The 26,490-nt window shown below is 40.2% G+C and carries 36 protein-coding genes; 6 read left to right on the forward strand and 30 right to left on the reverse strand.

What is annotated here, in order from left to right; all coding sequences use genetic code 11:
• Positions 1-12 precede the first annotated feature (12 nt).
• The 23 genes from rpsE to rpsL form a co-directional block, all read right to left on the reverse strand.
• The gene (rpsE, locus tag LI951_RS06190; protein WP_086349674.1) at positions 13-513 is read right to left on the reverse strand and encodes a 30S ribosomal protein S5; all 501 of its coding nucleotides are present in this window, start codon (positions 511-513) and stop codon (positions 13-15) included.
• 20 nt (positions 514-533) lie between these two features.
• On the reverse strand, positions 534-890 hold the full coding sequence (gene rplR / locus LI951_RS06195) for a 50S ribosomal protein L18 (protein WP_202069156.1): 357 nt from the start codon (positions 888-890) through the stop codon (positions 534-536).
• A gap of 232 nt (positions 891-1,122) precedes the next feature.
• Positions 1,123-1,659: a 50S ribosomal protein L6 gene (gene rplF / locus LI951_RS06200; RefSeq protein WP_229441614.1), complete on the reverse strand. Its 537-nt coding sequence runs from the start codon at positions 1,657-1,659 to the stop codon at positions 1,123-1,125.
• A gap of 31 nt (positions 1,660-1,690) precedes the next feature.
• Positions 1,691-2,089: a 30S ribosomal protein S8 gene (gene rpsH / locus LI951_RS06205; RefSeq protein WP_202069152.1), complete on the reverse strand. Its 399-nt coding sequence runs from the start codon at positions 2,087-2,089 to the stop codon at positions 1,691-1,693.
• 35 nt (positions 2,090-2,124) lie between these two features.
• Entirely contained in the window at positions 2,125-2,310 is a 186-nt protein-coding gene (locus LI951_RS06210; RefSeq protein WP_002356214.1) for a type Z 30S ribosomal protein S14, read from the reverse strand.
• A gap of 18 nt (positions 2,311-2,328) precedes the next feature.
• Positions 2,329-2,868, reverse strand: a complete 540-nt coding sequence (rplE, locus tag LI951_RS06215; RefSeq protein WP_202069151.1) for a 50S ribosomal protein L5 — start codon at positions 2,866-2,868, stop codon at positions 2,329-2,331.
• A gap of 26 nt (positions 2,869-2,894) precedes the next feature.
• Positions 2,895-3,206 (reverse strand): 50S ribosomal protein L24, encoded by a 312-nt coding sequence (rplX, locus tag LI951_RS06220; protein ID WP_202069150.1) that lies wholly within the window; start codon positions 3,204-3,206, stop codon positions 2,895-2,897.
• Between the two features lie 34 nt (positions 3,207-3,240).
• Complete coding sequence (gene rplN / locus LI951_RS06225) at positions 3,241-3,609, reverse strand: 50S ribosomal protein L14 (protein ID WP_086349668.1); 369 nt, start codon at positions 3,607-3,609, stop codon at positions 3,241-3,243.
• A 58-nt stretch (positions 3,610-3,667) separates the two neighbouring features.
• Entirely contained in the window at positions 3,668-3,934 is a 267-nt protein-coding gene (gene rpsQ / locus LI951_RS06230) for a 30S ribosomal protein S17 (protein WP_202069149.1), read from the reverse strand.
• A gap of 23 nt (positions 3,935-3,957) precedes the next feature.
• Positions 3,958-4,146: a 50S ribosomal protein L29 gene (rpmC, locus tag LI951_RS06235; protein WP_202069148.1), complete on the reverse strand. Its 189-nt coding sequence runs from the start codon at positions 4,144-4,146 to the stop codon at positions 3,958-3,960.
• Entirely contained in the window at positions 4,136-4,570 is a 435-nt protein-coding gene (gene rplP, locus LI951_RS06240) for a 50S ribosomal protein L16 (RefSeq protein WP_202069147.1), read from the reverse strand. Before rplP ends, rpmC begins: the two co-directional genes overlap by 11 nt.
• A gap of 2 nt (positions 4,571-4,572) precedes the next feature.
• The gene (gene rpsC, locus LI951_RS06245) at positions 4,573-5,229 is read right to left on the reverse strand and encodes a 30S ribosomal protein S3 (RefSeq protein WP_202069146.1); all 657 of its coding nucleotides are present in this window, start codon (positions 5,227-5,229) and stop codon (positions 4,573-4,575) included.
• Between the two features lie 158 nt (positions 5,230-5,387).
• Positions 5,388-5,735, reverse strand: a complete 348-nt coding sequence (gene rplV / locus LI951_RS06250; RefSeq protein ID WP_202069145.1) for a 50S ribosomal protein L22 — start codon at positions 5,733-5,735, stop codon at positions 5,388-5,390.
• Positions 5,736-5,758: 23 nt separating this feature from the next.
• Entirely contained in the window at positions 5,759-6,037 is a 279-nt protein-coding gene (gene rpsS, locus LI951_RS06255) for a 30S ribosomal protein S19 (protein WP_202069138.1), read from the reverse strand.
• Between the two features lie 42 nt (positions 6,038-6,079).
• Complete coding sequence (gene rplB, locus LI951_RS06260) at positions 6,080-6,910, reverse strand: 50S ribosomal protein L2 (RefSeq protein WP_202069137.1); 831 nt, start codon at positions 6,908-6,910, stop codon at positions 6,080-6,082.
• A gap of 51 nt (positions 6,911-6,961) precedes the next feature.
• The gene (rplW, locus tag LI951_RS06265) at positions 6,962-7,252 is read right to left on the reverse strand and encodes a 50S ribosomal protein L23 (protein WP_202069136.1); all 291 of its coding nucleotides are present in this window, start codon (positions 7,250-7,252) and stop codon (positions 6,962-6,964) included.
• A complete protein-coding gene (gene rplD / locus LI951_RS06270; RefSeq protein ID WP_202069135.1) occupies positions 7,252-7,875 on the reverse strand; it encodes a 50S ribosomal protein L4 in 624 nt (207 codons plus the stop codon). Before rplD ends, rplW begins: the two co-directional genes overlap by 1 nt.
• Positions 7,876-7,900: 25 nt before the next feature.
• Positions 7,901-8,530, reverse strand: a complete 630-nt coding sequence (gene rplC / locus LI951_RS06275; protein ID WP_202069133.1) for a 50S ribosomal protein L3 — start codon at positions 8,528-8,530, stop codon at positions 7,901-7,903.
• Between the two features lie 30 nt (positions 8,531-8,560).
• Positions 8,561-8,869: a 30S ribosomal protein S10 gene (gene rpsJ / locus LI951_RS06280; RefSeq protein ID WP_010734471.1), complete on the reverse strand. Its 309-nt coding sequence runs from the start codon at positions 8,867-8,869 to the stop codon at positions 8,561-8,563.
• A 632-nt stretch (positions 8,870-9,501) separates the two neighbouring features.
• Positions 9,502-10,689 (reverse strand): elongation factor Tu, encoded by a 1,188-nt coding sequence (gene tuf / locus LI951_RS06285; protein ID WP_202068189.1) that lies wholly within the window; start codon positions 10,687-10,689, stop codon positions 9,502-9,504.
• Positions 10,690-10,830: 141 nt separating this feature from the next.
• Positions 10,831-12,921: an elongation factor G gene (gene fusA / locus LI951_RS06290; protein WP_202068190.1), complete on the reverse strand. Its 2,091-nt coding sequence runs from the start codon at positions 12,919-12,921 to the stop codon at positions 10,831-10,833.
• Positions 12,922-13,003: 82 nt separating this feature from the next.
• On the reverse strand, positions 13,004-13,474 hold the full coding sequence (gene rpsG, locus LI951_RS06295) for a 30S ribosomal protein S7 (RefSeq protein WP_069662405.1): 471 nt from the start codon (positions 13,472-13,474) through the stop codon (positions 13,004-13,006).
• A 56-nt stretch (positions 13,475-13,530) separates the two neighbouring features.
• Positions 13,531-13,950 (reverse strand): 30S ribosomal protein S12, encoded by a 420-nt coding sequence (gene rpsL, locus LI951_RS06300; protein WP_202068191.1) that lies wholly within the window; start codon positions 13,948-13,950, stop codon positions 13,531-13,533.
• A gap of 329 nt (positions 13,951-14,279) precedes the next feature.
• Between rpsL and rpiA the strand changes: the two genes are divergently transcribed.
• The 3 genes from rpiA (at position 14,280) to gpmA (ending at position 16,544) form a co-directional block, all read left to right on the forward strand.
• Positions 14,280-14,960, forward strand: a complete 681-nt coding sequence (gene rpiA, locus LI951_RS06305) for a ribose-5-phosphate isomerase RpiA (protein ID WP_202068192.1) — start codon at positions 14,280-14,282, stop codon at positions 14,958-14,960.
• Positions 14,961-15,030: 70 nt separating this feature from the next.
• On the forward strand, positions 15,031-15,615 hold the full coding sequence (locus tag LI951_RS06310; protein ID WP_202068193.1) for a recombinase family protein: 585 nt from the start codon (positions 15,031-15,033) through the stop codon (positions 15,613-15,615).
• 242 nt (positions 15,616-15,857) lie between these two features.
• Complete coding sequence (gene gpmA / locus LI951_RS06315) at positions 15,858-16,544, forward strand: 2,3-diphosphoglycerate-dependent phosphoglycerate mutase (protein ID WP_202068194.1); 687 nt, start codon at positions 15,858-15,860, stop codon at positions 16,542-16,544.
• A gap of 195 nt (positions 16,545-16,739) precedes the next feature.
• Here gpmA and LI951_RS06320 read toward each other — a convergent pair whose 3' ends face one another.
• The 3 genes from LI951_RS06320 to LI951_RS06330 all read right to left on the reverse strand — a co-directional run bounded on the left by LI951_RS06320 (position 16,740) and on the right by LI951_RS06330 (position 18,708).
• Positions 16,740-16,970, reverse strand: coding sequence for a hypothetical protein (locus tag LI951_RS06320; RefSeq protein ID WP_229441615.1), 231 nt, complete (start codon positions 16,968-16,970; stop codon positions 16,740-16,742).
• Positions 16,921-17,064, reverse strand: coding sequence for a hypothetical protein (locus LI951_RS06325; RefSeq protein WP_229441616.1), 144 nt, complete (start codon positions 17,062-17,064; stop codon positions 16,921-16,923). The genes LI951_RS06320 and LI951_RS06325 overlap by 50 nt, the downstream gene beginning before the upstream one ends.
• 246 nt (positions 17,065-17,310) lie before the next feature.
• Positions 17,311-18,708: a glycoside hydrolase family 1 protein gene (locus LI951_RS06330; RefSeq protein WP_229441617.1), complete on the reverse strand. Its 1,398-nt coding sequence runs from the start codon at positions 18,706-18,708 to the stop codon at positions 17,311-17,313.
• A gap of 169 nt (positions 18,709-18,877) precedes the next feature.
• On the opposite strand from LI951_RS06330, the gene celB reads away from it, so the two are divergent.
• Together celB and LI951_RS06340 are read left to right on the forward strand one after the other, a co-directional pair.
• Positions 18,878-20,146 (forward strand): PTS cellobiose transporter subunit IIC, encoded by a 1,269-nt coding sequence (gene celB / locus LI951_RS06335; RefSeq protein ID WP_229441618.1) that lies wholly within the window; start codon positions 18,878-18,880, stop codon positions 20,144-20,146.
• Between the two features lie 302 nt (positions 20,147-20,448).
• The gene (locus tag LI951_RS06340; RefSeq protein ID WP_202068205.1) at positions 20,449-21,168 is read left to right on the forward strand and encodes a GntR family transcriptional regulator; all 720 of its coding nucleotides are present in this window, start codon (positions 20,449-20,451) and stop codon (positions 21,166-21,168) included.
• Positions 21,169-21,506: 338 nt separating this feature from the next.
• Here LI951_RS06340 and LI951_RS06345 read toward each other — a convergent pair whose 3' ends face one another.
• The 4 genes from LI951_RS06345 to LI951_RS06360 all read right to left on the reverse strand — a co-directional run bounded on the left by LI951_RS06345 (position 21,507) and on the right by LI951_RS06360 (position 25,711).
• Positions 21,507-22,697 (reverse strand): iron-containing alcohol dehydrogenase, encoded by a 1,191-nt coding sequence (locus tag LI951_RS06345; RefSeq protein ID WP_229441619.1) that lies wholly within the window; start codon positions 22,695-22,697, stop codon positions 21,507-21,509.
• Positions 22,698-22,909: 212 nt separating this feature from the next.
• Entirely contained in the window at positions 22,910-23,908 is a 999-nt protein-coding gene (locus tag LI951_RS06350) for a FecCD family ABC transporter permease (protein WP_229441620.1), read from the reverse strand.
• Positions 23,905-24,915 (reverse strand): FecCD family ABC transporter permease, encoded by a 1,011-nt coding sequence (locus tag LI951_RS06355; protein WP_229441621.1) that lies wholly within the window; start codon positions 24,913-24,915, stop codon positions 23,905-23,907. Before LI951_RS06355 ends, LI951_RS06350 begins: the two co-directional genes overlap by 4 nt.
• A complete protein-coding gene (locus LI951_RS06360; protein WP_229441622.1) occupies positions 24,899-25,711 on the reverse strand; it encodes an ABC transporter ATP-binding protein in 813 nt (270 codons plus the stop codon). The genes LI951_RS06355 and LI951_RS06360 overlap by 17 nt, the downstream gene beginning before the upstream one ends.
• A gap of 247 nt (positions 25,712-25,958) precedes the next feature.
• On the opposite strand from LI951_RS06360, the gene LI951_RS06365 reads away from it, so the two are divergent.
• On the forward strand, positions 25,959-26,490 hold a 532-nt coding region (locus tag LI951_RS06365; protein ID WP_229441623.1), incomplete at its 3' end, for a transposase.

Below are 26,490 nucleotides of genomic sequence, written 5' to 3' on the forward strand. Positions count from 1 at the left end.
TTGTTGTCCTCCTTAACCGATAATTTCTTCTACAGATTTGCCGCGAAGTGCTGCCACTTCTTCAGCGCGTTTTAATTGAGTTAATCCATCAACTGTTGCACGAACAACATTGATTGGCGTATTTGAACCTAGTGATTTAGATGTGATATCAGCTACCCCAGCTAACTCCAATACGGCACGAACTGGTCCGCCAGCTGCTACTCCAGAACCTTCTACTGCAGGTTTCATTAGAATACGGCCGCCGCCAAATACTCCGATTACTTCATGAGGGATGGTAGAACCAACCATAGGAACTTCAATTAAGTTCTTCTTCGCATCTTCAATCGCTTTACGAATTGCTTCCGGTACTTCTTGAGCTTTACCAGTACCAAAACCAACATGCCCGTTTTTGTCACCGACAACCACTAAAGCCGCAAAACGCAGACGACGTCCGCCTTTAACAACTTTTGTTACACGATTGATTGCAACAACGCGGTCTTCTAATTCCAAATGCTTTGGATCAATATAAACCATGAATGGTGTTCCTCCTTCTCCTAAAATTCCAGTCCATTTTCACGTGCAGCTTCTGCTAGAGCCTGCACGCGGCCATGGTAAAGGTATCCACCACGGTCAAAGACTACTTCTTTAATACCTTTTTCAGCAGCACGTTCTGCAACCAGTTTACCAACTGCAGCAGCCTGCTCAACTTTTGTTCCACCTGAAATATCTTTATCCAAGGCAGAGGCACTTGCTAGCGTCACACCCGCTACGTCATCAATGATTTGAGCGTAGATGTTTTTATTAGAACGGAAAACGTTCAAGCGTGGGCACTCAGCAGTACCAGAGATTTTATTACGAACACGATTGTGTCTCTTCTGACGTGTTTTATTCTTATCTGGTTTTGTAATCACAATTGTCACCTCTTAATTTTAATAAACTGCCTGTTCAGCAGTTTTAGACCAGAAACTGTAAATAAATGACCGTTGAAAAATCAGTCTAAGCGATTTTCTCTAAAACCCGAGAGTAACGAGTTCCGGAAAATAGAAGCTGCGGCACAAGCAAATCACTTGATTGAAACTTCGTTTCAACAAAGTTGATTTCTCTTGTTGCTCGCTTCTAAGCGATTTTCCTACACATCTTTTATTATTTACCAGTTTTACCTTCTTTACGGCGTACATATTCACCAACATAGCGGATACCTTTGCCTTTATAAGGTTCTGGAGGACGAACGCCGCGGATATTCGCTGCTAATTCGCCAACGTGTTCTTTATTAATACCTCTTACAATTACCTGAGTATTTGTAGGCACTTCAAACGTTACACCTTCAGGAGCAGTCATTTCAACTGGATGAGAGTATCCAACGTTTAATGTTAATTTGTTGCCTTGTCCTTGTGCACGGTACCCAACCCCGATAAGCTCCAAAGCTTTTTCGAAACCTGTACTTACGCCAACAACCATGTTGTTGAAGTTTGCACGGGTTGTTCCGTGGATTGTTTTCATTTCTTTGCTGTCATTTGGACGAGTGAAAGTTACTTCTGCTCCTTCGATATTCATTGTAATATCTGAAGAGAATTCACGAGTTAATTCACCTTTAGGTCCTTTTACAGTTATGTTGTTTCCGTCTTGCTTCACTTCAACGCCAGCAGGAAGAACAACTACTTTATTACCAATACGGCTCACTTAGAGACACCTCCTTGTGTATTCTTTTAAATTACCATACGTAGGCGATTACTTCGCCGCCGATATTTTTTGATCTTGCTTCTTTGTCTGTTACGACACCTTCAGAAGTCGAGATGATTGCGATTCCTAAACCATTCAGTACTTTTGGTACTTCGTCTGCTTTTACATAAGCACGTAAACCTGGTTTAGAGATACGTTTTAAGTTAGTGATAACACGCTCGTCGTTCTTTCCATATTTAAGGAAAACACGAATCACGCCTTGTTTGTCATCTTCAATATATTCTACATCGCGGATGAATCCTTCACGTTTCAGGATTTCAGCGATATCACGTTTGATTTTTGATGCAGGCACTTCCAAACTTTCATGTTTAACCATGTTCGCATTACGAATGCGAGTTAGAAAATCTGCAATTGGATCTGTCATGACCATTGAACTAGTTACCTCCTTTATGCAAGTTTACTTGTTTACCAGCTAGCTTTCTTCACGCCGGGAATTTGTCCTTTATAGGCAAGTTCGCGGAAGCAAATACGGCAAAGATGAAATTTACGATAAACTGAATGTGGACGTCCGCAACGTTCGCAACGAGTATAAGCCTGTGTTGAATGTTTAGCAGGGCGTTTGTTTTTAGCAATCATTGATTTTTTAGCCACGTAGTTCGCCTCCTTTTATTATTTTTGGAATGGCATTCCCAATTGTCCCAATAGCTCACGAGATTCTTCATCAGTGTTTGCAGTTGTCACAATAACGATGTCCATACCGCGTACTTTATCTACTAAATCGTAATCAACTTCCGGGAAGATTAATTGTTCTTTAATACCTAAAGTGTAATTACCGCGTCCGTCAAAGGCTTTTTTACTGATACCGTGGAAGTCACGTACACGAGGTAGAGAAACTGATACCAGTTTATCCAAGAATTCATACATTCTTTCTCCGCGCAGTGTTACTTTCGCACCGATCGGCATTCCTTCACGTAAACGGAATCCAGCGATTGATTTCTTAGCTTTTGTAATAATTGGTTTTTGACCAGAGATTAAAGCTAGTTCTTCCACAGCTTTATCAAGGTTTTTTGCGTTTGAAACAGCGTCACCTACACCCATGTTGATAACAATCTTGTCAACTTTTGGTGTTTGCATGATTGAACTGTAATTGAATTTTTCCATCAATGATGGTGTTACTTCTTTAATATATTTTTCTTTCAGGCGGTTCATTCAACAAGCCCCTCCTTCCTCAATTTCTATTTATCTAAAACTTCACCTGTTTTTTTAGAAACACGTACTTTTTTACCGTCTACTTCTTTATAACCAATTTTAGTAGCTTCTCCGTTTGAAGGATCGATCACCATTACATTCGAAATGTGGATCGGTGCTTCTACTTCCAGAATACCACCTTGTGGTGATGCCTGGTTTGGTTTTTGGTGTTTTTTCATGATGTTGACACCTTCAACGATAACTTTGTCTTTTTTAGGAAACGCTGCTAATACAACGCCTTCTTTGTTTTTATCTTTACCAGTGATAACTTTTACTTTATCGCCTTTTTTAACAAACATTACTGTTTCGCACCTCCTTTGATAAGTGTTTCGATTATAATACTTCTGGTGCAAGAGAAACGATCTTCATAAAGTTGTTTTCACGTAATTCACGTGCAACAGGTCCGAAGATACGTGTACCGCGCGGACTTTTATCGTCACGGATAATTACCGCAGCATTTTCGTCAAATTTGATATAAGAACCGTCCGGGCGACGAGCTCCTGATTTTGTACGAACGATAACGGCTTTAACTACTTCACCTTTTTTGACAACACCACCTGGCGTTGCTTGTTTAACCGTAGCAACAATTACGTCACCAATATTAGCAGTTTTACGACCAGAACCACCAAGGACTTTGATCGTTAGAATTTCACGTGCACCTGAGTTGTCAGCAACTCTTAATCGGCTTTCTTGTTGGATCACGATGTGTATCCTCCTTTCAGATTTTGTACTTCAATCTATATAGGAAAATCTCGTTTTATTAGATAATAACTGCTTCTTCGACTACCTCTAGTAAGCGGAAACGTTTTGTAGCTGATAATGGACGAGTTTCCATGATTCTTACGATGTCTCCAACTTTGGCTGTGTTGTTTTCATCATGAGCTTTGTATTTCTTAGAATATTTGATACGTTTACCATAAACAGGATGGTTTTTCTTTGTTTCAACGACAACAGTGATTGTTTTATCCATCTTGTCTGAAACAACACGTCCCTGATAAACTTTGCGCTGATTTCTTTCTTCAGTCATACGCGTTTGGCCTCCTTCCACTATTAGTTAGCTTGTTCACGCAATACTGTTTTGATGCGTGCAATCGATTGACGTACTTCTTTAATACGTGCAGTATTTTCTAATTGTCCTGTTGCTAATTGGAATCTAAGATTGAACAATTCTTCTTTGAACTGTTTTTCTTTATCAAGCATTTCGGCAGTGGTTAATTCTCTGATATCTTTAACCTTCATTCGATTCACCACCCATTTCCTCACGTTTTACGATTTTAGTTTTAACTGGTAATTTGTGGGATGCAAGACGAAGAGCTTCACGGGCCACTTCTTCAGGTACACCGGCGATTTCAAACATGATTTTCCCACGTTTTACTGGAGAAACCCAGCCTTCCGGAGCTCCTTTACCTTTACCCATACGAACACCAATCGCTTTACTTGTATAAGATTTGTGAGGGAAAATTTTGATCCACACTTTCCCGCCACGTTTCATATAACGAGTCATAGCGATACGGGCAGCTTCGATTTGACGGTTTGTAATCCAGTGAGATTCAATTGCTTGTAATCCCCATTCACCAAACACGACTTCTTTTCCGCCTTTTGCTTCACCGCGCATTTTACCTCTGAACTCACGACGATGTTTTACACGTTTAGGTACTAACATGTTTATTTCCCTCCTTTCTCAGTGTTTTTTTTCGTTGGAAGAATCTCTCCACGATAGATCCACACTTTTACTCCTAATTTTCCGTAAGTTGTGTCTGCTTCTTCCCATGCGTAATCAATATCTGCACGCAATGTATGAAGAGGAACAGTTCCTTCTGAATATCCTTCTGAACGAGCAATATCCGCACCGTTCAAACGACCTGATACTTGGGTTTTAATTCCTTTAGCACCAGAACGCATTGTACGTTGGATTGCTTGTTTTTGCGCACGACGGAATGCCACACGGTTTTCTAACTGACGTGCAATTCCTTCGCCGACTAATTTAGCGTCTAAATCTGGCTTTTTGATTTCAATAATGTTGATATGAACTCTTTTACCAGATAGTTTGTTCAATTCTTTTCTAAGGTTTTCAACTTCAGATCCGCCTTTACCAATAACCATGCCTGGTTTAGCTGTGTGGATTGAAATGTTCACACGGTTTGCAGCGCGCTCAATCTCAATTGTAGACACAGCGGCATCAGCAAGTTTTGTTGCGATAAATTTACGGATTCTCAAATCTTCGTGCAAGAATTCAGCATACTCTTTTTCAGCATACCATTTTGCATCCCAGTCGCGGATGATGCCTACACGCATTCCTATTGGATGTACTTTTTGACCCACTGATTGTCCCTCCTCTTAATTGTTGACACTTGTTTTAATAAAAACAAGTTTATTTTCAAGGTCCGGTATCCATTATCTCTAAGCGTTAAAACGCAAAGAGCTAAGTGGTCCTCCTCTTAATTGTTGATACTTGTGTTAACAAACAAGTTTTATACTGATTATTTCTCTGATACTACTACTGTAATATGACTTGTACGTTTGTTGATTGGTGATGCTGAACCTTTGGCACGTGGACGGAACCGTTTCATAGTTGGTCCTTCGTTGACAAAAGCTTCAGATACAACCAAGTTTTCAACATCTAAGTCGAAATTGTTTTCTGCGTTAGCAACTGCTGACATTAAAACTTTTTCAATGATTCCAGCAGATTTGTTCGGCATGAATTTCAAAACTGAAATTGCATCCGCAACGCTTTTCCCTCTGATAAGATCGATTACTAAACGCGCTTTACGAGGAGAAGTGCGAACTGTTTTTGCAGTTGCTTTAGCTGATGTAATTTGTTCTGCCATGTTGATATTTCCCTCCCTAAAAATTAGCGTCTAGTTTTCTTATCATCGGCAGAATGTCCGCGATAAGTTCTAGTTGGTGCAAATTCACCTAATTTATGTCCTACCATGTCTTCTTGGATGTATACAGGAACATGTTTGCGTCCATCATATACAGCAATTGTAAATCCTACAAAACTTGGGAAGATTGTAGAACGACGAGACCAAGTTTTAATGACTTTTTTCTTTTCAGCGCCTTGTTGAGCTTCCACTTTTTTCAATAAATGATCATCAGCGAAAGGCCCTTTCTTTAAACTACGACCCATGGTGAACCTCCTCTCAAAATGTGCGACACATGGTCAAATAGATTATTTAGTGCGACGACGAACGATAAGTTTGTCTGATTTTGCTTTTTTGTTACGAGTTTTGTAGCCAAGTGCTGGTTGACCCCAAGGTGATACTGGCGCCTTACGTCCGATAGGTGTTTTACCTTCACCACCACCGTGTGGGTGATCGTTAGGGTTCATTACGCTACCACGTACAGTTGGGCGTTTGCGCATCCAACGAGAGCGACCTGCTTTACCAATGTTGATCAGTTCGTGCTGTTCATTACCAACAGATCCGACAGTTGCACGGCATGTTGCAAGAATCATACGAACTTCGCCTGAATTCAAACGAATCAACACGTATTTTCCTTCTTTACCAAGTACTTGAGCACTTGTTCCAGCTGAACGGATTAATTGTCCGCCTTTGCCAGGTTTCATTTCAATATTGTGAACAACAGTACCAACTGGAATATTTTCCAATGGCAGGCTGTTACCAATCTTGATATCAGATTCCGGTCCAGAAACGACAGTCATGCCAACTTCCAGTCCTTTTGGTGCCAAAATATATGCTTTTACTCCATCTTCGTAATGAACTAATGCAATATTAGCAGAACGATTTGGATCATACTCAATTGTTTTAACGTGCGCAACAACATTGTCTTTGTTACGTTTAAAGTCAATCACACGGTATTGACGTTTGTGACCGCCACCTTGATGACGAACTGTAATGCGGCCATTGTTGTTACGACCGGCATGGTTTTTTAATGGCTTTAATAACGTTTTTTCCGGTGTTGCAGTTGTGATTTCAGCGAAATCAGAACTCGTCATGTTACGACGGCCATTTGTGGTAGGTTTGTATTTTTTAATCGCCACGTCTTTATTTCCCTCCTACTTTACTTTGATCATTCTCTCTATTGCTGCTGATTATTCAGCAGCGTCGAAAATTTGGATTTCTTTTGAATTATCTGTTAACGTCACAACAGCTTTACGACGTTTTTTAGTATATCCTGCATATTTACCCATACGTTTGAATTTAGGACGCACGTTGATGATGTTTACGTTTTTCACTTTTACGTCAAACGCAGCTTCAACAGCTTGTTTCACTAAAGTTTTATTTGCGCGTACATCTACTTCGAATGTATATTTCTTGTCGTCCATAGCAAGCATTGATTTCTCAGTGATCACTGGGCGTTTAATTACGTCTAGTAAGTTCATTATGCAAGCACCTCCTCAATTTGAGTAAGAGCAGTTTGTGTTGCAAGCATTTTTTGGCTTGAAACGATATCCAATACGCTGATATTGTCTGAAGTGACAACAGAAACGTTTGGCAGGTTGCGAGCTGATAATGCTGCAAAATCATTCTCAGGTTCCAATACCACCAATACTTTTGTATCAATAGACAGGTTTCCAAGAACTTGTTTGAATTCTTTTGTCTTAGGTGCGTCAAAGCTTAAACCTTCAACAGCTACCAGATTATTTTCAGCAACTTTTTCTGACAGTACAGATTTCATTGCCAAGCGACGAACTTTTTTAGGAAGTTTGTAGCTGTATGAACGTGGTGTAGGTCCAAAAACAATACCACCTCCACGCCATTGTGGTGAACGGATTGAACCTTGACGGGCACGACCTGTTCCTTTTTGGCGCCATGGCTTACGACCACCGCCGCGAACAGCACTGCGGTTTTTCACTGCATGTGTTCCCTGTCTTAATGAAGCGCGCTGCATGATGATTGCATCGTAGACAACACTTTCATTTGGTTCAATTCCGAAGATTTCTTCGTTTAATGTCACTTCACCATTTTGAGTTCCATCTTGTTTAAATAATGCTACATTCGGCATTCCATAGTTCCTCCTTTCCTAACAATTATTTAGCTTTCACAGCTGATTTGATTGTAATTAATGATTTTTTAGATCCAGGAATATTTCCTTTAATCAGGATAACATTCTTATCTGCATCTACTCTCACGATTTCAAGGTTTTGAATCGTTACGCGGTTGCCACCCATACGGCCGGCAAGCTTTTTATTTTTAAATACACGGTTAGGTGCAACTGGACCCATTGACCCAGGACGACGATGGTAACGGGAACCGTGAGACATTGGTCCGCGGCTTTGTCCGTGGCGTTTGATAACCCCTTGGAATCCTTTACCTTTCGTAGTACCCGTAACATCAACGATGTCACCTGCTTGGAAAACATCTACAGTGATTTCTTCTCCAACTTTATATTCTCCCAGCTCAACATCTTTGAATTCCTTAATGAAGCGCTTAGGAGCCGTGTTTGCTTTTGCAACATGACCTTTCGCTGGTTTGTTTGCTAATACTTCACGTTTGTCTTGGTACCCGACTTGAATCGCTTCGTAGCCGTCTGTTCCGACAGTTTTCACTTGCAGTACTACGTTTGGAGTAGCTTCTACAACTGTTACTGGGATCAATTCACCTGACTCAGTAAAGATCTGCGTCATTCCAACTTTTTTCCCTAAGATTCCTTTGGTCATGAGTACACCTCCATCATCTTAATTTTTTTATTATAGTTTGATTTCAATATTCACACCAGATGGTAAGTCAAGCTTCATCAAAGCATCAACTGTTTTTGGTGTTGGGTTCACAATGTCAATCAGACGTTTGTGAGTACGCATTTCGAATTGTTCGCGTGAATCTTTGTATTTATGTGTCGCACGGATAACTGTGTATAATGAGCGCTCTGTCGGCAATGGAATCGGACCTGATACACCAGCTCCAGTTCTCTTTGCAGTCTCCACAATTTTATCCGCTGATTGATCTAAAATACGATGTTCATACGCTTTTAAACGGATACGAATTTTTTGTTTTGCCATCTTTTTTCCCTCCTTCGCCTATTTTGAAAAGTAGACATGGCTCCACGAAAATCTCCGTCACGCTCGTCCATGGCAAAGCGTCCGGGCGTGTCGCAACCTCTCGTTTCACAGCCGGCAAATTCTTTTTCAGAATTACCAGTGCATTCACACTTCTGTAAACAGCACCTTTATGATTATATTACAGAAAGGCTTGAATAGCAAGGCTTTTTTCAGTACTTTCACAATTATTTTCAAGAAATAATTTTCTTTCAAAGTCCTCCGTTTTTCCCTTACTACCATTCATTTCTACAAATTCATTTTTTCTTGTTTATTTTCACTAGAGGCAATGAAATATACAGAAAATCGCAGAAAAAATTATATCGTGACCAAAACAGGTAAAAAAATCTTAGCTACAGAGATCAAGCGAATTGAGCGATTATATAAAAATAGTATTGGGGAGAAAATAAAATGACTAAAAAAATAAGAAGGTTTTTCGGGTTGGCAGATTATTTAATAGAAGAAACTCAACCATCCAATCAATATCTCAAGATAAAAACGGCTCTTCTATCATCCCAAAGGATGACAGAAGAGCCGTTTACGTCCGAGTACACCAGTTTTTCCAAACCAGTTCTATTGCTATATGTTAAATTGAATTATTTAACGATTTCAGTAACAACGCCTGAACCAACAGTACGTCCACCTTCACGAATAGAGAAACGAGTACCGTCTTCGATCGCGATTGGGTGAATCAGTTCAACGTCCATTGCTACGTTATCACCAGGCATTACCATTTCAGTACCTTCTGGCAATTCAACTACACCAGTTACGTCAGTTGTACGGAAGTAGAACTGAGGGCGGTAGTTAGTGAAGAATGGTGTATGACGTCCACCTTCTTCTTTTGATAAAACATAAACTTCAGCTTTAAATTTTGTATGTGGAGTGATTGTAGCTGGTTTAGCCAATACTTGTCCACGTTCGATATCTTCACGTGCTACACCACGTAACAATGCACCGATGTTGTCTCCTGCTTCAGCGTAATCCAACAATTTACGGAACATTTCAACACCTGTAACAGTTGTTTTGTTGATTTCTTCAGCGATACCAACGATTTCAACTTCGTCACCAACACGAACTTGTCCACGTTCAACACGTCCTGTAGCAACAGTACCACGACCAGTGATTGAGAATACATCCTCAACTGGCATCATGAATGGTTTGTCAGTGTCACGAGTTGGAGTAGGGATGTACTCATCAACCGCAGCCATCAATTCCAAGATTTTTTCTTCGTAAGAAGCGTCGCCTTCTAATGCTTTCAAAGCAGAACCAGCGATGACTGGAGTGTCATCTCCCGGGAAATCGTATTCTGATAATAGATCACGAACTTCCATTTCAACTAATTCAAGCAATTCTTCGTCGTCAACCATATCCATTTTGTTTAAGAAAACAACGATGTATGGTACACCAACGTTACGTGATAACAGGATGTGCTCACGAGTTTGAGGCATAGGGCCATCAGCAGCAGATACTACCAAGATAGCTCCATCCATTTGTGCAGCACCAGTGATCATGTTTTTAACGTAGTCCGCGTGTCCTGGGCAGTCAACGTGCGCATAGTGACGTGCATCAGTTTCATACTCGATATGTGAAGTATTGATTGTGATTCCACGTTCTTTTTCTTCTGGAGCATTATCAATTTCAGCATAGCTGGCAGCTTCTCCGCCACCATGTTTAGCTAATACTGTAGCAATTGCAGCTGTTAAAGTAGTTTTACCATGGTCAACGTGTCCAATAGTACCAATGTTTACATGGGGTTTAGAACGGTCAAATTTTTCTTTAGCCATTTTAAAATGTTCCTCCTAAAATCAATTGATTTTTTATTTATCTGATAGGCGGTTCAACGACCGTCTGATCATCTTTAATTATTTTACCCGAAATCTCAAAAAAAGCCTAGTCCTAAGTTAGCTTCTCAAAGCAGCCTTTAACTATTCAGCGGAATTACCGCCATTTTTCTTGATAATTTCTTCTTGGATGGACTTAGGTACATCTTCATAGTGGTCAAATACCATCATAAAGGTTCCGCGTCCTTGTGTTGCAGAACGTAATGTTGTAGCATAGCCGAACATTTCAGCCAAAGGTACGATCGCATTCACGATTTGTGAGTTACCATGCGCTTCCATTCCTTCAACACGTCCACGACGACTTGTAACGTGTCCCATAATATCACCTAAGTAATCTTCAGGAACGGTAACTGTTACTTTCATCATCGGCTCTAAAATTACAGGATTTGCCTTTTTCGAAGCAGCACGTAAAGCCATAGACGCCGCTACACGGAAGGCAGTTTCATTTGAATCGACATCATGATAAGAACCATCATAAAGTTTTGCTTTAATATCAACTAATGGATAACCAGCAAGTACCCCATTGTCCATTGAGTCGCGCAATCCTTTTTCTACAGCTGGAATGTATTCACGAGGAACCACACCACCGACGATTGCATTTTCAAATTCAAAGCCTTTTCCTTCTTCGTTTGGTGTAAATTCAACCCAAACATGCCCGTATTGACCTTTACCACCGGACTGACGGACAAATTTACCTTCAGCTTGAGTAACTGGTGCACGGAATGTTTCACGATAAGATACTTGAGGAGCACCCACATTCGCTTCAACTTTGAATTCACGTCTCATACGGTCAACCAATACATCCAAGTGAAGTTCTCCCATACCAGAGATAACTGTTTCACCAGTTTCAACGTTTGATTCAACACGGAATGAAGGATCTTCTTCTGCAAGTTTTTGCAATGCTACACCCATTTTATCTTGGTCTGCTTTTGACTTAGGTTCAACCGCAACTTGAATAACTGGTTCTGGGAACTCAATTGATTCAAGGATAACTGGTGAATCCAGCGCACATAACGTATCCCCTGTTGTTGTATCTTTCAAACCAACCGCAGCTGCGATGTCACCTGAATATACTTTGTCAATTTCTTGACGAGTATTTGCGTGCATTTGCAGAATACGTCCAATACGTTCTTTTTTATCCTTAGAAGCGTTCAGTACATATGAACCACTTTCAAGAACACCAGAATATACACGGAAGAAAGTTAAACGACCAACAAACGGGTCAGTCATAACTTTGAAGGCTAATGATGCAAATGGTGCTTCATCATCAGCAGGGCGAGTTGTTTCTTCACCTGTCTTCGAGTCAATTCCTTTGATAGCTTCAATGTCAAGTGGTGACGGCAGATAGTCAAGTACCGCATCCAACATCAATTGAACCCCTTTGTTTTTGAAGGCTGAACCAGCCATTACAGGAAAGAATTCAACATTGATTGTTGCTTTACGGATACCCGCTTTTAATTCTTCTTCAGTAATTTCTTCGCCTTCCAGATATTTCATCATTAAGTCTTCATCAGTTTCAGCAACTGCTTCGACCAATTTTTCACGCCATTCAGTAGCTTGTTCCATATATTCTTCTGGGATTTCAGTTTCCTGAATATCTGTTCCCAAATCATTTGTGTAGATTTCAGCTTTCATCTTAACTAAGTCAATGATTCCAGTAAAATCTTCTTCAGCACCGATTGGTAATTGAATCGGATGCGCATTCGCTTGTAAACGGTCATGTAATGAGTTTACTGAATATAGAAAGTCTGCACCAATTTTATCCATCTTGTTACAAAAAACAACACGAGGAACTTTGTATTCAGTCGCTTGACGCCAAACTGTTTCAGTTTGAGGCTCAACACCTGACTGCGAATCAAGAACGGTAACCGCACCATCCAATACACGAAGAGAGCGCTGCACTTCAATTGTAAAATCCACGTGCCCTGGTGTATCAATGATATTAACACGATACCCTTTCCACTGCGCAGTTGTTGCAGCAGAAGTAATCGTAATACCACGTTCTTGTTCTTGCTCCATCCAGTCCATTTGTGAAGCCCCTTCGTGGGTTTCACCAATTTTATGGATTTTACCAGTATAATATAAGATACGCTCTGTTGTTGTTGTTTTACCCGCATCAACGTGAGCCATGATACCGATATTACGAGTGTTTTCTAACGAAAATTCTCTTGCCATTCAGCTTATTTCTCCTCTCTTTATTTAAATGAACTGTAAAAACTTATCTGATGCAGTCTGAAGCTGCACACAGAGAGGGATCTTACCAACGATAATGTGCAAATGCACGGTTAGCGTCAGCCATTTTATGTGTATCTTCACGTTTCTTAACTGAAGCGCCAGTATTGTTGGCAGCATCCATTATTTCTTTTGCTAAGCGTTGTTCCATTGTGTGTTCGCCACGCAGACGTGCGTAGTTAACAACCCAACGAAGACCTAAAGTCGTACGACGTTCTGGACGAACTTCAACTGGTACTTGATAGTTAGAACCCCCAACACGGCGGGCTTTTACTTCAAGAACAGGCATAACGTTCTTCATGGCTTGTTCAAAAACTTCCAATGGATCGTTACCTGTAGATTCTTTAATAATATCAAATGAATTATAGATAATATTAGCAGCAATCCCGCGTTTTCCGTCAACCATTACACGGTTGATTAAGCGAGTAACTAATTTTGAGTTATAAATAGGATCTGGTAAAACATCACGTTTTGCAACAGGACCTTTACGAGGCATTCGTAACTCCTCCTTCCGAAATATTTCTTCTATATAATATGTTAGTTGTCAGCAAATTAATTAGCAGCTTTTGGTCGTTTAGTACCATATTTAGAACGGCTTTGTTTACGATCGTTAACGCCGGCAGTATCAAGCGCACCACGAACGATATGATAACGTACCCCTGGCAAGTCTTTTACACGTCCACCGCGCAGCAATACTACACTATGTTCTTGTAAATTATGACCAATCCCTGGGATATATGCTGTTACTTCGATCAAGTTTGACAAACGAACACGGGCATATTTACGTAAAGCTGAGTTCGGTTTTTTAGGTGTCATAGTCCCCACACGTGTACATACCCCACGTTTTTGCGGAGAGTTCACGTTTGTTTGAGATTTCTTGAAACTATTATATCCTTTGTTCAATGCAGGTGAGTTAGATTTCTCTACCTTTGATTTACGAGGTTTACGTACTAATTGATTAATTGTAGGCATTCCTTGTTTTCCTCCTTCCTCAATTCGCTTCTAGTTCCACACATCCAGGTGGTTCTTTTTTTGCGATAAAAAATAATGCATCTATGCATCCTTTATCAAATATGCTTTGATAGACAGTCAGCACGTCTCAACGAGAGACCTGTACATAAAGCACCTTCGCTAGGATAGCACGATATACCCTATCTGTCAAGCTTTTGAAGTGTTTTTTTCATCAAATATTATTCTTAGATTTTTCTTCATTTTTTTCCCACTTTTTTTAATCCTTTCTATCTTTTCTATTCAAGAAACGGTACAATATTTTTGATAAAGCGAAAGGAGCTTGCACTGAAATGAATCAAAAACAAATGGTGGGAATTGAAGCAGCTAAATATGTCAAAGATGGAATGATTGTTGGTTTGGGAACCGGTTCAACCGCAAAGTACATGGTTGATGAAATTGGACGGCGCGTGAACGAAGAAAATCTTAATATTGTTGGTGTAACAACGTCTAAAGCAACTGAAAGACAGGCACTTGAGCTAGGAATTACGTTAAAAAGTATTGATGATGTTTCCCATGTAGACATAACAATTGATGGTGCGGATGAAATCAGTTCCAATTTTCATGGAATTAAAGGCGGCGGCGCAGCTCTGCTTTTTGAAAAGATTGTTGCTACTTATTCCAGAAAAAACATTTGGATTGTTGACGAGTCAAAACTGGTGGACAAGCTTGGGGCATTCCCTCTTCCAGTCGAAGTCATTCCTTACGGCAGTCAGCAGTTATTGTACCTTTTTGAAACAAAAGGTTTCAACCCGTCCATCCGAACATTGCAAGACGGCACTCCTTTAATAACCGATGGCGGACACTATATTATCGATCTGCAAATGAATGTGATTCCAGACCCAATTGCACTGGGCTCTTATCTTGATCAGCTGGTAGGCGTCGTGGAGCATGGCTTGTTTTTAAACATTGTCTCAACTGTGATTGTTGGAAGTAATGAAGGCCCGCAGACGATTCAAGCTCACTCACGCTAGATTTCTTTCTCTCCCTGTCCCAATTATATTTAAGCTCAAAACTATCAAACTATATAGGAAAGGATATTCTATGAATTTTATCGGTTATGCACGAACGACTATAAATGAATGCGATCTGGATACACAGCTCTCTTTGCTTTCAACCTATGGATGTGACAAAATTTATCAGGATACATTTAAGCCTGCTGAAAACAATGTCAATTGCTCACTTCTTGATTCAATTGTTGATGATTTGAAAGAAGATGATACATTAGTAATCTGCCGACTTAACCATCTGGGGAAATCTACCAGACAACTGACTGAATTCGCCCATTTTTTCAAGAAGAACCATATCCATTTAGTCAGTCTTGAAGAAAAAATAGATACCCGCGGTCCGGAAGGTCCTATTTATTTTAAGTTAATGCAGGGACTGGCAAAAATGGAGTGCGAGCTGATTAAAGAACGAACGCTGATCGGACTGACAAATGCCCGTAAAAGAGGCAAAATCGGAGGGCGCCCTAAAATCGATATGAAGGTTGTTCATAAAATACGGCAGATGTATTATGACAACCATGAAAATGTTCAGGTTATTGCTTCAAAATGCCAGGTTTCGATTGGAACCTGCTATAAATATATAAATTTAACAGAAGCGGATATTCAACAAATGAATAATTGAGAGAGTTAAGCTGAGATTGGTTTTCTGAGATAAAACTGTCTCAGCATTTTTTATTTCCTGCTTTTTTATCCTGTATTCAAGCTTATCACTTCCCCTTCTCTGCTCTGTTACGATTGCTGCGGCTTTTCCTGTTGCGCCAGATTCTTGGCTGTTTGCTAATTTATATTGGAAATTCAATGAAAAACATTGTACAATAAACAAGTAATGAAATTTTCAGAAACCATATATAAAGGAGACTTATCATGCCAAAATTAGTTTTTTCTCGTCACGGATTAAGTGAATGGAATGCATTGAATCAATTTACCGGATGGGTTGATGTGGATTTAGCACCTGAAGGGATCGAAGAAGCCATAGAAGGCGGACGCAAAATTAAAGAAGCAGGAATTGAATTTGATGTAGCATATACTTCAGTATTAACTCGTGCAATCAAAACATGTAACCTGATTTTAGAAAACTCAGATCAATTGTGGGTTCCTCAAATCAAATCATGGCGCTTAAACGAACGTCATTATGGTAAACTTCAAGGATTAAACAAAAAAGAAACAGCTGAAAAATATGGCGATGAGCAAGTACACATTTGGCGTCGTTCTTATGATACTCTGCCTCCATTATTGGAAGTAACTGATCCGGAATCAGCTGCAAATGACCGTCGTTATGCAATGCTTGACAAGCGTGATGTCCCAGGCGGAGAAAATCTGAAGGTTACATTAGAACGTGCCTTACCTTTCTGGCAAGACGAAATTGCTCCTGCTCTATTGGACAATAAAACTGTTTTAGTTGCAGCACATGGAAACTCTTTACGTGCATTGGCAAAACATATCGAAGGCATCTCTGATGAAGATATCATGGATCTTGAAATTCCAACTGGACAACCTCTTGTTTATGAATTAAACGATGATTTAACAGTTGCGAAGAAATATTATTTATAAGAATATCTTTTTAAGAACCCGCTCGGAACTTTCGAGCGGTTCTTTTTTAGTTAGACTCCGGTAGTCGTTTAACTAAAAAAGAGGGGCACACATTATTATGAGGTCACTCCCTTTCCTCATTATGTTATTCAACCAGTTTCTCAGTATCTTCTTTACTTCATAAATTATTTTCTTCTGTTCCATGTAGCATTTGACCTAATTGTCATCATCGTGAATGCCGTCTAAAGTTACATCTAGTTGCTCAATTTCTTGAATATTACCTTTTACCAAAGAACCCTCGTAATTGAGCTGCTTGTCAATACTATCATTCTCTTGTTCAGCCGCCTTTTCTTCATCTCTTTCGATTTTATTTTCTTTGCGACTAATCGATTTTACTTCATATAAGTGCTTTTTCCTGTTCATAAAAGCACTTGATTTTGCTGGCATTATCTTCAATCTTGGCCAGCGGCTCAGCCAGCTTAGACATTTCCTTGCCAATTTTTTCCAATAGTTTAACTTCTTTTTGTTCGTAGTCTGCCATTCTTTGTTCCTCCTAATTAAAACAAATCGCTGTTATTCAACATCAGCAGTTCCACAAAAGACAGAAACAACTAACTGATTCTGACATAAAGAATACACCCATAACTGATTTCCCTCAAAAATTTGTACCTCCTATATGAAAATCATAGAGAAAATAAAACAGGAATCCCCTGATTTTCCAAGGAATCCCTGTACATTGGCAAAAATTAATTCAATTGCTTACATTTTTACCTGTTTATTCATTTTATTAATCATCAAACCCATTACTATCAGAAACTGTTCTAAACCAGCGACCTGACTTTTTAATTGTGCGTTTGCCGTCTTCTGCCAGATCAACTGCAATAAAGCCATAACGATTTTTATAAGCATTTGTCCATGACCAGTTGTCCATGCATGTCCACATGTGGTAGCCTAGGCAGTTGCTGCCTTCCTCAAGCGCCCGATGCACATAACGCAGATGATCTTTTACAAATTCAATGCGGTAGTCATCTTCAATAACACCCAGTTCATTGATATATTTTTCTTCCCCTTCAACACCCATTCCGTTTTCAGAAATGTAGCAGGGAATGTTGCCATAATTTTCTCTTACATTCGTCAAGATATCATAAATCCCTTTTTCATAGATTTCCCATCCACGATAAGGGTTCATCTTTTTACCAGGCATGTCATATACATCAAAGTAGTCATCCGGCATTGGTCCATGTGTATGATCCACTGCTGATTCTTTTGCTTTAATACGACGAGGCTGATAATAATTGATTCCCAGAATATCAATTGTATTCTCTTTGATAACGACTAAATCATCTTCCTGCATTTCAGGAACCATATCCAGCTCTTTAACAATCTCTATCAATTCTGACGGAAACTCACCTTTCACTGCCGGATCAAGGAATGAACGGTTAAAGAATGCATCTGCAATCGCCGCTGCTTTCACATCTTCAGGGTTGGATTCATCACGCGGATAGCTTGGTGTCAGATTCAGAATAATCCCGATCTGTCCGTCCAGCTCCATTTCATGGTACACCTTCACAGCCAATGCACTGGATAATGCTTCATGATAAGCCACTTGAATCGCATGCTTCAGGTTGATTTCTTCTGGATAATGGAACTGATACAGATAGCCTGCTTCAACCGGTACAATCGGCTCATTATGCGTAAACCATTTTTTTACACGATCACCGAATAATTCAAAACATGTTTTCGCAAATTCCACATAGGCATCCACAGTTTTTCTATTTAGCCAGCCACCCTGTTCTTGCAGCGTCCAGGGCATATCAAAGTGATATAAATTCATGAAAGGTTCGATGCCTGCTTCAATCATTTCATTAATGTAGTCATTATAGAAAGCAACAGCCTTGGGATTCACTTCTCCCGTGCCGTTTGGAATTAGACGACTCCACTGAATAGACGTCCGAAATGTTGTATGTCCGGTTTCCTTCATCAACTGGATATCCTCTTTATATTTTGTATAAACCTGAGATGTTTTCTCTGGTCCTACCTCATTAAAAAACTTTTCCGGAGCCAGTTTGTACCATTCATCCCATAGACTTTCTCCTTTACCGTCACCTGCTGCACGGCCTTCTGTCTGTGGTCCGCTTGCTGCTGATCCCCACCAGAAATTTTCAGGAAATTTGTATGTTGTCATGTTTATCCATCCCTTCTTATATCCATTCCCATAATAATCTACTTCACCACAAAAATCAATCTTTGCAAACAAAAGTATATACATTTATTTTAAAGGATAGACATTTAAATTAAAAGATGGTATATTTGTCGTTGTGATCGGTTACAAAAAAATATTTAGGGGGATATTTATGAATAGTTTTATGGATAAGCTTAGCGAAAAAATTATGCCTTTAGCTAACTGGCTAGGACAAAATCGCTATCTAACTGTTTTAAGAGATGCATTTATGCTGTCATTTCCGTTAACAATGTTTGGTTCAATTGTAGTGGTTATTAATAATCTGCCATTTTTCAGTGATGACTTAAAAGGAAATTTGGGGAATCTGTTTGGAAATGGTCAAAATGCTACAATGAGTATCATGTCAGTGTTTGTCACTTTTGGTATCGGCTATTATTTATCTAAATCTTATGATGTAGAGGGCATTTTTGGCGGAGCTGTTTCATTTGCCAGCTTCCTGATCCTGACACCCTTTTTCATAACTCTTGAAAGCGGTGAAACCATAAGCGGTGTGTTAAGTCTTGACCGCCTCGGTGCTAAAGGCATGTTCATTGGTATGATTGCTGCTTTTCTTGCAGCGGAAATCTACTGTCGTATTACAAAACGAGGCTGGCAGATTAAAATGCCGGATGGCGTTCCTCCAGCAGTAACAAAATCTTTTGCAGCACTGATTCCAGCAGTCTGTACCTTAACTATTTTCTTGTTCATCAATGCAGCAGTAACTGGATTCTTCGACACAAACCTTCATGACGTAATTTACGAAGTAATTCAACAACCATTGACTGGTTTGGGAAGCAGTCTTCCAGCAACACTGATTGCACTGTTTTTCGTTCAATTCCTGTGGTTTTTCGGTTTGCATGGTCAAATCATTGTAAATTCTGTAATGGACCCAATCTGGAATACATTAATGCTTGATAATTTGGAAGCTTACCAGGCAGGAAAAGAATTGCCGCATATTATTACAAAACCATTCATGGAAACATTCACTGTAGGTCTTGGCGGCTCCGGTATGACCTTGGCTGTAGTTCTGATTATGGCCTTCTTCCTTAAGAAAAAACAATATAAGGATGTTGGCCGTTTAGCATTAGCACCCGGGCTGTTTAACGTAAACGAACCTGTAATCTTCGGTTTGCCGATCGTTTTAAATGCCTCAATCCTTATTCCATGGGTTCTGGCTCCAATCGTTGTAACAACCATAAACTATCTTGTTATGGCAGCTGGAATTGTTCCTCCGCCAACCGGAGTCTCTGTCCCATGGACAGTTCCAATTATTGCAAGCGGTGTTCTTGCTACCAACTCTTGGCTGGGCGGACTGCTACAGGTGATTGACTTCATCATAGTCGCTCTCATCTGGTTTCCATTCTTAAAAATTATGGACAAACAGGCAGATGTCAATATCTGATATTCAACTTTCTAAAATGATCGAAAAGGCTGGATTTCTATTCCGGCCTTTTCCTTTACCTCAAAATATAAAGTATATTGCAGAAAAGAAATTTTTGCCTATCAAAAGGTCCTAATGCTTTTTAAAAATCGCTCTTGCAATAATTACGGAGAGTAAACAAAAAAAACGATGACAGCCTCATTTTCTGAAAAGGTGAGCAAATTTTTCGTCATCGCTGTTTTCACTTATAAATACTGTATAAAAAAATTATCGTTGTAGAAAGTCACAGAGTTCGTTATACTCATGATTGAGGTGAAAGTTGTATGCCAAAATACGAAGAGATTGCGAATATACTGCGGGAACGCATAAAAAATAAAATATATCCTCCTGACACTCTGCTGCCAAATCAAACTGATTTAGTCAAGGAATTTTCAGTCAGCAGAATGACGATCAAAAAAGCTGTGAATATTTTGACAATGGAAGGACTGGTTTATGCGCAGCGCGGAGCCGGTACTCGAGTGTTAAATCACTCTTTTTGGGACAGAGATACTTCTCCTGCCAATGAATATCAGGGGCTTAGTGTCCAGATGAATGCCGCCAACCGGGAGCTTGCCAGTCAGGTCATCCTGTTTGAAGTGGAATTTCCCAGCGAAAATGTACAGGAACGTTTAATGCTTCGACCGGAACAGCCCGTCTACAAGATCATTCGATTAAGAATTCTGGAGAAAAAACCATATGTACTGGAACATACCTTTATGCCTGTTGATCTGGTTCCCGGCTTAACCAATGATGTTCTGTTAAATTCCATTTATGATTACCTGAAAAAAAGTTTGGGTATTCAATTTGCCGGTGCTTTTCGTTCCATTCAGGCGGACAAAAGCAACCACTATGATCAGGAATACCTTAATTGCAGTGTAGATGATCCCATACTTGAAGTGGAGCAAATTATTTACTTGAAAAATGGACGTCCGATAGAATACTCAAAAAGCCGCAGCCGATTTGATCAGCGCAGCTATTCAGTACTGGACGTTCAGGGAACATAATTGTTTGCTGAACCGGTTAAATACAAGAAAACTTTCTATAATAAAAATAAGCGTAGCTGTGATATTAGTATATCTAGAACCCTTAAAATCGAATAAACGCTGTTCCAGTCTTTGTATGATTCAAGCATTCGTAAAAGCGTAGGAGCACGTTCTTGCATAACCTTAAAACATGGGATGAGCATTCAAAGAAGCGTAGAAGCAAAGCCCCTCCATGCTTCGAGGAGAAAAGATGTGCTCTTGCAATTACTCGTCGCATAGAGAAGCTTGTCACAACCTCGCTTATTTTTTATTAGGGCTTATCTAAAAAAATATTGCAAAATCACTTTTCCAAACAGGTCCTAGATAAATGCAGATTCCGACATACATGCCTGATAAATGGAAATAACATCATAAACAGATAGCGGGACATACGCAGCTGTTTCGATTGTACTGTGTTTTACTGCCTGCTCAGCCATTTCGGTCAATTTTTCTTCATTAATCCCCACTTCTGGAAGAGTCATTGGAATACCGCAGGATTTAAAGAAATCATAAGTTGCCTGTATTCCTTTTTTAGCAGCAGTCATTGCATCCGCTTCTTCAATATTCCACACATTTTTAGCAAATTGCTGGAATTTAGCTGCTGTTTCTTCCGACAATACATGCGACATCCAGCGTGGTGTTAAAATAGCCAGTCCTACACCATGCGTAATATCATAAAATGCACTCAACTCATGTTCCATCGGGTGGCAAGACCATGCACCGTCTTTTCCATTTCCTGTCAGACCATTCAACGCAAGACTGCTGGCCCACATCAGATTGGCACGGGCATCATAATTGTCCGGTGTCTTCAAAGCAATCGGGCAGTTCTTAATCACAGTTTTCATCAATCCTTCAGAAACAAAATCCTGAACATCCGCTCCAATCGTTTTCTTAAAATAGTTTTCAAATAAATGACTTAATATATCTGCCGAACCAGCTGCGGTTTGATACGCAGGAACCGTAAATGTATTCTGAGGATCAAGGAAAGAAACCTTTGGTATCATGGAAGGCGCGCCCACACCCAGCTTTTGGTTTGCAGCAAGGTTACTGATAACTGCTCCGCTGTTCATCTCACTGCCTGTTGCTGCCAACGTCAGAATAGTTACAAGAGGCAATGCGGGTCCGTTAAATGTTCGCCTTTCCAAAACAAGCTCCCACGCTGATTTTTCATAATAATAGCCGGCAGCAACAACTTTGGCACAATCAATGGTAGAACCGCCGCCAACAGCCAAAATCACATCCACTTTATGCTCACGACACAAAGCAATCCCGCGATCCACTGTTTCAATCCGGGGATTAGGCTCAATTCCGTTTAGCTCCACTACATTGTTTTGATTCTTCTCCAGCAATTCAAGAACCTGGTTATACAGACCGTTCTTCTTAATACTTCCCCCACCATAAGCCAACAGGACAGTTTTTCCAAAAACGTTCAATGCATCTGTCAATTCATCCTTTAAACGATCTTTCCCAAAACGTACATCAGTTGGTACATAAAAACGAAAATTATCCATTCTTTCACCTGCTCTAAAAGTATTGTTTGACTCAAGATAATCATATACTTTTTCAAGCTCTTTCGCCAGTCAACGATTTGTCATTTAAAATTCTAACGGCACCGCTTTCTGCTGCAAATCACATTGCTTCTGTTCCGATCCAAAAAGTCGCACAAGCCAGAATCCAGCAAGCGCTCATAGCCTATTAAAAGGTTTCTCTCTGACAGCAATCATCACTTTTCACTTTTCAGCAGCAAATATAGGAAATAAGGAGCTCCGACAATGGCAACAATCACACCTGCCGGAATTTCACCACTTTCCAGCAGTAAACGGCCAATCGTGTCACTAACCACCAACAGCAACCCGCCAACTAATAAGGAAGCCGGCAGCAGTTCTCTATGCTTTTTAAATCCCAGCCCTCTGACAATATGAGGGGCAATCAATCCCAGAAAATTAATACCTCCAGTAACTGAAATAGCTGATGCAGCCACCGCAACTGCCAATATTAATGAGAGCAATCGTTCTTTCCCTACACTCACACCAACTGAGGCTGATGCTTCATCTCCCAATTGAAAAATATCATAAATCCGATGTTTATGCATGGTCAGCAAAAAAGAAATGAACAGCCAGGGAATTAACGCCCACACAAATGTCCAACTGCTGCCCCAAATACTTCCCGCCTGCCACATCGTAACAAAGCGGTAATTTTCAGAATCCAGTTTTGTCATCAGCAAAATAGTCAGTGCCGAAATCCCAGTACTTAAAACCACCCCAGTCAAAACCATTCTTACCGGTGTGATTCCTTTTCTGCGATCATAGGCAATCCAGACGATGCCTCCAGCCGCAGCCAAAGCACCAATCAATGCAACAGCAGGCAGCAAAAATACAGTCAAGCCGCTAGTTTCTATAAAGCTTATAAACAAGAGCACAGTAAAACCAGCTCCTGCATTAATCCCCATAATCCCAGTATCTGCCAAAGGATTCTGTGTCACACTTTGCAAAATAGTCCCACTTAAGCCTAACGCCCCACCAGCAAGTACAGCAAGTAAAATTCTGGGGAGTCGAAAATCCAGGATTAACAAACGTTGTGCTCGGCTTCCGCCACCAAGAAAAACCTGACACAGTTCCTCAAAGGAAACTGATATCTGTCCGTGCATCAGACTGAAAAGCGCTGCTGCTAGAGTCAACATAAGAAACAGGCTATACATAACCATTATCTTCTTTTTACTCATCCTAGGTTTCCTCCTTTTCTAAACAGATAAATAAAGAAAGGAATCCCAATTAATGCAACAACAACCCCAAACGGTGTTTCAAAAGGGGGATTAATCATTCGGGCTGTAAAATCAGCTGAAACAACTAGCAGAGCCCCGCCGACAGCAGAAAAGGGGATCAGCTTCCGATAATTCTCTCCTGCAAAAAAACGCATCATATGTGGAACAATCAAACCGACAAAGCTCACTGACCCGGCAATGGCAACCGACAGACCAGATAAAATAAGAATCAGCACACTAACCGTCAAACGAATATGCTGAGGATTTTTCCCTAGACTGACTGCAGTGTCATCACCAAAACGCAAGACTGTGACAGAAGAGCTGTAGAAAAGTGAAGCCGCTATTGCCAGAAGAAAGATTGGCGCAGCAAACTGCAGCTGCTTCCATGAAATCACACTGACACCTCCTAAGGACCAGAAGGTAATATCCTGACTGAGATTAAACCAAAGAGCGATAAACTGGCTGATTGAAATAAATAAGGCGCTGATACCGGCACCAGCCAACGTCAGCCGGATAGGTGTTGCACCTTGCCGGGAACGACTGGATATCTTGTATATCAGATAGACACTGACACCAGCACCCAAAAAGGACACCAGTAAAATTTGCCAATACCCTGCACTAGGCAGAAAAGCGAACGATACCGCAATTCCCAGAGCAGCTCCGGCATTAATACCCAAAAGCCCGGAATCTGCCAACGGATTTTGCGTAATCCCCTGAGCCAATGCCCCAGTCACCGCCAGACTTGTTCCAACTAAAGCAGCGCCAAGTACTCTGGGCAGGCGAATCGAATAAATCACCTGATGCAGCTGGTTCTCCTGATCAAATTGTAAAAAACTTTCTTTCATAATTTTAAAAGGAACGTTAACCGCTCCATTACTTATGGAGATAATCATCATGATTAGCAGAAGAAGTATTAGGAGCAGAAACGCCAGCCCCTGCTGCTGTTGCAGCTTAGCCTTCACATTCATATGCATTCTCCTTATCCGCCATTTCATAAGAAAGCACTAGCGGGCGCTTCGTTTTGCCGTGACAGACAATCTCTGCATCAATCGAGAACACCTGTCTCAGCGTTTCTTCAGTGATGACCTCCACTGGTGTTCCTTTTTTAAATATCTGTCCTTCTCTCATTGCAATTACCTGATCCGAGAACCTGGAAGCCAGATTAATGTCATGAATTGTCATAATAATTGTTTTTTTCTGTTCCTGATTAATCATTTTTAAAACATTCAGAATTTCCAACTGATGTGCAGGATCAAGATAGGTTGTCGGTTCATCCAATAGCAGAATCTCCGTATCCTGTACCAGTGCCATAGCAATCCACACCCTTTGTCGCTGTCCTCCTGATAAAATGGCCACAGATTCACGTGCCAGTTCTGTCAGTCCGGTCATCTCCAATGCCCACTGGATATATTTCTGATCTTCTACAGTAATGCTTTTCCAGCCTTTCTGGTAAGGATGGCGACCGAAAGAAACTAAATCAAAAACAGAAAGATCAATCGAGTTTTCTGGAGTTTGAGAGAGAATGGCTAGTTTCTGAGCTATTTCTTTGGATGTATACTGATTCAAATTTTTACTGTCTAAAAGAATCTGCCCGCTTAATTCAGGTAATATCCTTGCCAGCGTTTTCAGCAATGTAGATTTCCCACATCCGTTTGGTCCGATAATACTGGTCATTGATCCTCTTTCAAAAGAGGTATTTAAATTCATGCTGATTATTTCCCTGCCATAACCGCTTGTCAAATCAGCCGCTGTTAGAATATCCATAGTTCCCCTTCTTTTATGAAGCCTGTACTTGTCAAATATCTGCTAAATTGAGAATGATTCTCAACAGATTGCACTTCATTATAAAAAAATACGCTGTAAAAAGCAATCATCTTTAGAAAAGAGTGTGGGACAATAGTTAGAAAAAAATCTGATTATTGTCCCACTTTTTTTGATTTTAAGGTATACAAAAAGCACACGACCTTATAAGATTAAAGTGACTAAACTCAACCAAAAAGGAGTGTGCCTTATGTTTAAAAATTATACCATTAATCAAACAACTTTACCATTAGATATAGAACAATATATTCCAGAAACAGATGTTGCTTTTGCGGTGAATGCCTTAGTTGAAACGATTCCTCAAACACTCTTTAATCAACTAGAACAACAACTCGGTCGCCCAGCCTATCATCCAAAAATGATGTTAAAAATTATTCTTTATGCGTATACACAACGAGTGTTCTCTGGAAGGAAAATAGAATTTCTATTGGATGATAGTTATCGTATGCGTTGGTTAGCGAACCATGAACAAGTCAGCTATCGTACGATCAATCGATTCCGTAGTCATGAGACAACTGCTCACCTGTTAGCTGAAACATTTGTCTTATTTCGACGTCAATTGATTACCAATCAAGTCATTGATAATGAAGCGATATTCGTTGACGGTACAAAAATTGAAGCAGACGCCAACAAGTTCAGTTTTGTTTGGCGAAAAGCGACGACTCGTTATGAACGAATGTTAGATGAAAAATCAGAAGCCTTTTATCAAACGCTTTATCAAG

Source organism: Enterococcus sp. BWT-B8, assembly GCF_020567625.1.
Taxonomy (GTDB): domain Bacteria; phylum Bacillota; class Bacilli; order Lactobacillales; family Enterococcaceae; genus Enterococcus_L.